4 protein-coding genes are annotated in these 4,651 nt (G+C 58.3%); 2 read left to right on the top strand and 2 right to left on the bottom strand.

All coding sequences use genetic code 11. The features are described from left to right. Positions 1–510: 510 nt before the first annotated feature. Both ACSFE6_RS31065 and ACSFE6_RS31060 read left to right on the top strand, forming a co-directional pair. The gene (locus tag ACSFE6_RS31065; RefSeq protein ID WP_435431193.1) at positions 511–867 is read left to right on the top strand and encodes a DUF6124 family protein; all 357 of its coding nucleotides are present in this window, start codon (positions 511–513) and stop codon (positions 865–867) included. Between the two features lie 191 nt (positions 868–1,058). Then, on the top strand, positions 1,059–2,147 hold the full coding sequence (locus tag ACSFE6_RS31060) for an RHS repeat-associated core domain-containing protein (RefSeq protein ID WP_435431192.1): 1,089 nt from the start codon (positions 1,059–1,061) through the stop codon (positions 2,145–2,147). Positions 2,148–2,207: 60 nt separating this feature from the next. Here ACSFE6_RS31060 and fdhA read toward each other — a convergent pair whose 3' ends face one another. Both fdhA and purU read right to left on the bottom strand, forming a co-directional pair. Next, positions 2,208–3,407, bottom strand: coding sequence for a formaldehyde dehydrogenase, glutathione-independent (gene fdhA / locus ACSFE6_RS31055; RefSeq protein WP_435431191.1), 1,200 nt, complete (start codon positions 3,405–3,407; stop codon positions 2,208–2,210). Positions 3,408–3,613: 206 nt separating this feature from the next. Continuing rightward, a complete protein-coding gene (gene purU / locus ACSFE6_RS31050; protein ID WP_435431190.1) occupies positions 3,614–4,471 on the bottom strand; it encodes a formyltetrahydrofolate deformylase in 858 nt (285 codons plus the stop codon). Positions 4,472–4,651: the final 180 nt, after the last annotated feature.

Genomic DNA, 4,651 nt, shown 5'->3' with positions numbered 1-4,651 from the left:
GGTTTTTTTTGCTTTTGGGGGGGTGGTGGGGAGGGTCGGTTGTTTGTGGTTGTGGGGGAAAAAAAAAAGCAAAAACTATCCCTTCCTCCCCCAGCTCCTACAGGTTCAGTTTTCTGACTGATCCTTCTCACCTCAAGAACCCGACTGATGAAGGTAAGAGGTAAGTTTTCTCACAGGAAAATCAGCCTTTCCGAAGGCTTGATCCCTTTCCTTTGCAGGACATTTCCTAGATTATTTCGCTCGCTTGCGCCTGCCAAAACCGGTGGCTAGTCTCCGCCCGTCACTGCTCATCAGTGATCGGGTTTAGTCGCCCGGATACCACACTGGGCGCATAGCACCACCTTATGTCAGGCGTTTTTTTGCCTGAAATCTATGGTGGCTGTGCGCAGGGCACCCTCGGGTGCGCCGGTATTGCCTAGTGGCCGGTCGACTAACCTGTGTGCAGCCGCCACCCCTCTTCGTTTAGTCGCGAACTTGGTTGGCTCCAATCAATTACTAGGAGTTTTACCAATGGATAAATCAGTTCCCGATCCACCCTCAGAGAACCCCACCAACGAAGCCGTCGCTGACGACCTGCTCCGGGACCGCTCTGCCCTCTACCGCGCCATCGATTTCTACCTCACCGGCGATCAACCGGCCCCACCCGATGAACTGCGCTTTTACAACGTCAGCAAAGACGTGAGTTTCGAAGACACCCAGCTCTACATCGCCGACCTGTTGCGCTGTGCCTCGGTCACGGCCTATCAGTGCGGTGATCACCTCAAGGGCGCCGACCGGGCGATGGTGTTTTCGGTTTGGCATTTGCTGGAAATTGCCAAGGCGATGGTTGATCGGTCCATTGATTGTTTGGGGATGAAGCACGGCTGAAATCGCCATCGCGAGCAGGCTCGCTCCCACAATGGATCGCGTCGTACACAAATTTTTGTGTTCAGCAAAGATCAACAGTGGGAGCGAGCCTGCTCGCGATGGGCTGCGCAGCAGCCCTATCAGTTCTGATAGTGGGCAACCCCAGCCACTTGGGCCACAGTGAAACCCTGAACAGTTTAGGGAGCCACTCCATGCCAATCCCGAATGCAACTCTGCTCTGCCGCTACCACTACGACCCACTGGACCGCTTGGTCGACTGTTCCCCCTTGGCGCAATCCGCCACCCAACGCTTCTACCTGAAAAACCTACTGGCCACCGAGATTCAGGGCTCGGAGCAGCGTTCGATCATGCAGCACGACGATCAATTGCTGGCCCAGCTACAGCGCCAAGGCAGCGCGGCGGTGGAAACGACTTTGCTCGCCACCGATCAACAGCGCTCGGTGCTGACTCTGCTCGACGCCAAGCGACCGCAGGCCTTTGCCTACATGCCATACGGGCATTGTCATGCCGGCGGCGGGTTGCTCAGCCTGCTCGGCTTCAACGGCGAACGGCCGGATCCGGTGACGGGGTGGTATTTGTTGGGGAATGGGTATCGGCCGTTTAATCCGGTGTTGATGCGTTTTACCAGTCCGGACAGTTGGAGTCCGTTTGGGGCGGGAGGGGTGAATGCGTATGCGTACTGCGGAGGGGATCCGGTAAATCGAAGTGACCCGACAGGGCATACACCTGCCTGGCTCAAAGTTGCTCTCCGTTCCATAGGCCTGATGAGGAGCCGAACCAGAATTTCTCCCAATGTCATTTCCAGTTCGGAAGGACCGTTTCGAAATCCAATGGCACGGTCACTCCACCCCCATCCAAACTCGAAAACTCCCGCGTGGACGACGCAAGACAGATTGGCTTTCGCCGGTACGGAAGCACGTGCCGTTGATGAGCCCGATCTTCCCTCGTCATTAACTGCACTTCCGAGCAGTAGCCCTAACACTTCGCCGCAGATTTATAGGCGTGCAAGAAGTAACGCAAACGTATATGACGCAAGAACATCACGAGGCATTCGCGATTTAACACCGCGATTTGGTAGCAATAGCTCAATCAGCTCCACGAGTAGCGTTGAACCGGCTAGCGGTCGTGGTTTAACTCCCGCCCCCTCCCCTACCGACTCTAGTCCTTTACCTCCTCCAAACTATGGAGGCGAAGATTTACCTAGTTATCCGCAAGCTATGGCGAACCGAACTTGGTTGGAAGATCTCTCCAAACGACAGAACCACGTTAGGCAAGATTAATAATTTGCCCTATTAAAAACGGCGACCCAAGAGTCGCCGTTTCTCTGTCCTCTGAACCCCTTACGCCGCACTAAACAACTTATGCGGATCAATCACAAACTTCTTCGGCACACCCGCATCAAACTCGCCATACCCCTCAGGCGCCTGATCCAGGCTGATCACCTGCACGCCCACCACTTCAGCAATATTGATGCGATCCCACATGATCGCCTGCATCAGTTGGCGGTTGTACTTCATCACCGGGGTCTGGCCGGTGTGGAAGCTGTGGGATTTGGCCCAGCCGAGGCCGAAGCGGATGCTCAGGCTGCCCATCTTCGCGGCGGCGTCGACGGCGCCCGGGTCTTCGGTGACATAGAGACCAGGGATACCGATCTTGCCAGCGACCCGTACCACGCCCATCAGCGAGTTGAGTACGGTGGCCGGGGCTTCGTGTTTGACGCCGTCGTGGCCGTGGCCGCGGGCTTCGAAGCCTACGGCGTCGATGGCGCAATCCACTTCAGGTTCGCCCAGCAGTGCGGCGATTTGCTCGTGCAGCGGGGTGTCGAGGGACAAGTCGACGATTTCGAAACCCTGGGCCTTGGCGTGAGCCAGGCGCACGGTGTTGACGTCACCGACGATCACCGCCGCAGCGCCCAGCAGGCGAGCGGAAGCGGCGGCAGCCAGGCCGACCGGGCCGGCACCGGCGATATACACGGTGCTGCCTGGGCCGACGCCGGCAGTCACTGCTCCATGGTAGCCGGTTGGCAGGATGTCGGAGAGGCAGGTCAGGTCGCGGATTTTTTCCATAGCGCGATCGCGATCCGGCAGTTTCAGCAGGTTGAAGTCGGCGTACGGCACCATCGCGTACTCCGCCTGGCCACCGGTCCAGTCGCCCATGTCAACATAACCGTAGGCACCACCCGGGCGCGCCGGGTTGACGCTCAGGCACACGCCGGTGTGCATTTCCTTGCAGGAACGGCAGCGCCCGCAAGCTACGTTGAACGGTACGGACACCAGGTCGCCGATTTGCAGGTTTTCGACGTCGCGGCCCTTTTCGATCACTTCGCCGGTGATCTCGTGGCCCAGGACCAGACCGGTCTGGGCGGTGGTACGGCCGCGCACCATGTGCTGGTCGGAACCACAGATGTTGGTGGAGACCACGCGCAGGATGACGGCGTGCTCGATCTTGCGACCACGCGGGTCCTGCATTTTCGGATAGTCGATTTTCTGTACTTCGACCTTGCCAGCGCCGAGATACACCACACCACGATTGCCAGACATGCTTTCACCTCGCTGTTGTTTTTATGGAACCGCGTTGCCCAGGCAGGCAGCGCGTTAAGTGCTCGGGTACAGATGCTGTTTCTTGTCTTGTGTTGCCTGTGAGGGCCTCATCGCTGGCAAGCCAGCTCCCACAGTGATTCGGGTTGATCTCAAGATTTGTGAACAACACAAAACCCTGTGGGAGCTGGCTTGCCAGCGATAGCGATCTAAAGGACGACCGTACGATTGGCGTTCAAAAACACCCTCCGCTCAATGTGATACCCAACCGCCCGCGCTAGGGTCAGGCCTTCGATATCCCGCCCCTTGGCGATAAGGTCTTCGGGGTAATGACTGTGATCCACCACCTCGACGCCCTGGGCAATGATCGGCCCTTCGTCCAGGTCGTTGTTGATGTAATGCGCCGTGGCGCCGACCAGTTTCACGCCCTTGTTGTAGGCCTGGTGGTAAGGCTTGGCGCCTTTGAAACCCGGCAGCAGGGAGTGGTGGATGTTGATCGCCTTGCCGTCCAGCTTGCGGCACAGCTCCGGCGACAGAACTTGCATGTAGCGGGCAAGGATCACCAGTTCGGCACCGGCCTCTTCGATCACCTGCAACACCTGACGCTCCTGTGAAGGCTTGTCGTTGGGATCCAGGGGGAAGTGGTAGTAGGGAATCTGGTGCCAGTCGGCCAGGGGCTTGAGGTCGGGGTGATTGGAGATCACGGCGACCACGTCCATCGACAACTGGCCGATGCGCTGGCGGTAGAGCAAGTCGTTGAGGCAGTGATCGGCCTTGGAGACCATGATCACCACTTTCGGCCGATGGTGCGGTGGCGTCAGCTCGAAAATCATGCCGAAGGCTTCGCCGCGCTCGGCGAGACCGGCGCGGAATGATTGCTCATCGAAGCCGTCGGGCTGACGGAATTCCACACGAATGAAGAAACGCCCCGAGAGGCGGTCATCGAAGGAGTGGTGTTCGGTGACGTAGCAGCCCTGCTCGAACAGAAAGCGGGTCACCGCGTCCACCGTGCCGAGCACGCTGGGGCAGTCGGCGGTCAAGATCCATGTATCCGGGGCGCGGCTCATAGTACGGTGACTCCTGAAAAAGCTGTAAACGAAGCTGCTCCCCTGTAGGAGCGGGCTTGCTCGCGATGGGCGCACAGACAACAAGGGGGGGCAGGGAGCACACAGTATCGTTAAAGAACAGCACGAGAAAAACCGCTCCCACAAAAGGAGGGGGAGGAAGCCCATCAGACGACAGTGAGT

The organism is Pseudomonas baetica, from assembly GCF_051216495.1.
GTDB classification, from domain to species: domain Bacteria; phylum Pseudomonadota; class Gammaproteobacteria; order Pseudomonadales; family Pseudomonadaceae; genus Aquipseudomonas; species Aquipseudomonas baetica_B.
Note: the sequence above shows the minus strand (reverse complement) of the source record. Positions and strands in the feature narration are given on the sequence as shown.

What these genes read in the sequence shown, in the direction of transcription:
- ACSFE6_RS31065 (WP_435431193.1), top strand. Translation starts at nt 511, where the DNA reads ATGGATAAATCAGTTCCCGATCCACCCTCAGAGAACCCCACCAACGAA.
- ACSFE6_RS31060 (WP_435431192.1), top strand. Translation starts at nt 1,059, where the DNA reads ATGCCAATCCCGAATGCAACTCTGCTCTGCCGCTACCACTACGACCCA.
- fdhA (WP_435431191.1), bottom strand. Translation starts at nt 3,407, where the DNA reads ATGTCTGGCAATCGTGGTGTGGTGTATCTCGGCGCTGGCAAGGTCGAA.
- purU (WP_435431190.1), bottom strand. Translation starts at nt 4,471, where the DNA reads ATGAGCCGCGCCCCGGATACATGGATCTTGACCGCCGACTGCCCCAGC.